This window comes from Streptomyces sp. NPDC059679 (assembly GCF_042734105.1).
Classification (GTDB): domain Bacteria; phylum Actinomycetota; class Actinomycetes; order Streptomycetales; family Streptomycetaceae; genus Streptomyces.
The window spans coordinates 1-3,322 of the sequence record NZ_JBHWES010000174.1 but is presented as its reverse complement, the minus strand read 5'-3'; the positions used below and the strand labels follow the sequence as shown (position 1 = coordinate 3,322).

The 3,322-nt window shown below is 72.8% G+C and carries 1 protein-coding gene; it reads right to left on the bottom strand.

Translation table 11 applies throughout. The features are described from left to right. Positions 1 to 3,322, bottom strand: a 3,322-nt coding sequence (locus ACFV2X_RS55420; protein WP_385631903.1) for an SDR family NAD(P)-dependent oxidoreductase, incomplete at both ends; no start/stop codon positions are given.

Genomic DNA, 3,322 nt, shown 5'->3' with positions numbered 1-3,322 from the left:
CTGCCCCAGTCCACATGCGGCGTCGGCTCATCCACATGCAGCGTCTTGGGCAACACCCCATGCCGCATCGCCATCACCATCTTGATGACACCGGCAGCTCCGGCGGCGGCCTGGGTGTGGCCGAGGTTGGACTTCACCGAGCCGAGCCACAAGGGCCGTTCCTGCGGCCGCTCCTGACCGTAGGTGGCCAGCACGGCCTGCGCCTCGATGGGGTCGCCGAGCGTGGTGCCCGTGCCGTGCGCCTCGACCACATCGACATCCGCCGACGAGAGCCGGGCGTTGGCCAGCGCCTGCCGGATCACCCGCTGCTGCGACGGACCGTTCGGCGCCGTCAACCCATTCGACGCGCCATCCTGGTTGATGGCCGTTCCGCGAATCACGCCCCACACCTGATGACCGTTGCGCCGCGCGTCCGACAGCCGCTCCAACAACAGCAGCCCTACGCCCTCGCCCCACCCCGTACCGTCCGCCGCCCCCGCGAACGCCTTGCACCGCCCGTCAAGCGCCAGCCCCCGCTGCCGCGAGAACTCCACGAAGGCACCCGGCGTGGCCATCACCGTCACGCCACCCGCCAACGCCAGCGAGCACTCCCCGCCGCGCAGCCCGCGAACCGCCGAGTGCAGCGCCACCAGGGACGACGAGCATCCCGTGTCCACCGTCACGGCCGGGCCCTCGAGCCCCAGCACATACGACACCCGCCCGGACACCACACACCCGAGATTGCCCGTGCCCTTGTACCCCTCCATGTCCATGCTGGAGATCCCGATGATCGACAGATAGTCGAAGATGGTCGCGCCGACGTAGACGCCGGTGTCAGTGCCGCGCAGCGAGCCGTGGTCGATACCGGCCCGCTCGAACGTCTCCCAGGCGGTCTCCAGCAGCAGCCGCTGCTGGGGGTCCATCCCGACCGCCTCACGCGGGGAGATCCCGAAGAATTCGGCGTCGAACTCCCCCGCGTCGTAGATGAATCCCCCCTCGCGCACATAGCTGGTGCCGGGGCGGTCCGGGTCCGGGTCGTACAGCGTGTCGAGACGCCAGCCGCGGTCGGTCGGAAACTCGGACATCGCGTCCCGGCCCTCGGCCACGAGGTCCCAGAGCTGTTCGGGGCTGCTCACCCCGCCCGGGAAACGGCACGCCATGCCGACGATGGCGATCGGCTCGTCCGCTTCGCCGGCCGGGCCCGCGACGGGAGTGACGGCGCCGGTGACGGCCGTCTGTATCCCGGAGATCTCGCCGAGGACGTAACGGGCCAGGTCGTCGGCGGTGGGGTAGTCGAAGATCAGCGTGGTGGGCAGTGGCATCGCGGCACTGGAGCTGAGCTTGTTGCGCAGCTCGACGGCGGTCAGCGAGTCGAAGCCCATCTCGAAGAAGGGCTTCGTCGCGGACACCGCGTCCGGGCCCGCGTGGCCCAGCACACCGGCCGCGAGGGCGCGGATGTGCTGCGAGAGTATCTGGTGGCGCTGGACCGGGGCGGCCGCGGCCAGCTGTTTGCGCAGCGGGCTGTCCTCGGACGGAGTCTCCTTCTCCAGCAGTTCGACGGCCTCGGGAATCTCGGCGAGCAGCCGGCTCGCGCGCTGCCCGGCGAATGTCCCGGCGAACCGCCGCCAGTCGAAGTCGGCCACCGTCAGCGATGTCTCGCCACGGCCCAGCGCATCGCCCAGCACCCGCAGCGCCAGCTCCGGCGCCATGGCGGTCAGACCCCGCTCGCGGAAGAAGGCCGCCACGGCGTCGTCGGCGGCCATGCCCGCCTCGCCCCAGGGGCCCCAGGCCACCGACAGGCCCGGCAGGCCCTCGGCGCGGCGGCGTTCGGCCAGCGCGTCCAGATACGCGTTGGCCGCCGCGTACGCGCCCTGCTGTCCACTGCCCCAGCTGGCGGCACCCGAGGAGAACATCACGAACGTCGACAGGTCCATCTCGCGCGTCAGCTCGTCGAGCCACCGCGCACCGCCGGCCTTCGCGGCCATCACCTGCGCCACCCGGTCCGGGTCCAGATCGCTCACCGGCGTGTAGTCGCCGACCCCGGCGGCGTGGAAGACCCCACGCAGCGTCTGCCCTTCCGGCACCCTCGCCAGCAGCCCGGCCACCTCGTCCCGGTCCGCGACATCGCAGGCCACCACGTCCACCGAGGCGCCAAGCCCCTCCAGCTCGGCCGTCAGCTCCTCGGTCCCCGGCGCGGCGGGGCCACGCCGGCCGGCCACGATCACATGGCGCGCCCCGCGCTCCACCACCCACCGCGCGACGCGACCGCCCACTCCGCCGGTACCGCCGGTGACCAGGACCGATCCCTCGATCCGCCACTCCTCACCCGGCGCGCCACCCGACGCCGCACGCAACCGGCGCCCCAGCGCACCTTCCGCGCGCAACGCCACCTGGTCCTCGGTGCCCTCGGCCAGCACCGCGGCCAACCGGCCCGCCGTGCCCTCCTCCACGACCGCAGGGAGGTCGACCAGGCCGCCCCACCGCTTGGGGTACTCCAGGGCCACCACCCGCCCCAGCCCCCACACCTGTGCCTGCACCGGGCTCACCGGGCCGTCCCCGCCGACGGCCACGCCGCCGCGCGTGACACACCACAGGCGCCCGGTGAACTCCAGCTCGTCCAGCGCCTGCACCAGGGCGAGCGTCCCGGCCAACCCCGCCGACAGATGCGGGTGCGCCGGGTGTCCGTCCTCGTCCAGGCTCAATACGCTGACCACGCCCGCGACTTCGGGCCGGCCCTCGATCTGCCGCAGACGCTCGGCGAGCGGGCCGCGCTCCTGATCCTGCGACGCCACCGCGAGAACCGCGCACTCCGCCCCATGGCCCGCGAGCGCCCCGGCCACCAGCTCGGCCACCGGGTCCCCGACCAGCTTCTCGGGCACCACCAGCAGCCACGTACCGCTCAGCCGGGGAGCCCCGTCCAGGCCGGTCACGGCTGACCAGGCGGTCCGGTAGCGCCAGGCGTCGATCCGGGCCTGGTCCCTCGTACGTTGGCGCCACTGCGCCAATACGGGCAACGCCGGGGCCAACACCTGCTGTGCGGTCTCCTCCCCCAGGCTCAGCGACGCCCCGAGCCCGGCGAGGTCCCCCGCCTCGATGGCGCTCCAGAAGCGCTCGTCCTCCTCGGAGCCCTTCTCCTGGGAGCTGATCCATTTGCCCGGCTTCAACCAGTAGTGGCGGCGCTGGAAGGGGTAGGTGGGCAGATCGAGGACGGCCGGGGCCTGGGTGTCGGTCGTGGTGTCCACGCCGTACCAGGCCCTCCAGTCCACCGGCAGCCCGGCCGCGAAGGCATGGGCCAGCGCCCGGGCCAGCTGGACCGGACCACCCTGATCCCGCTGAAGGGTCG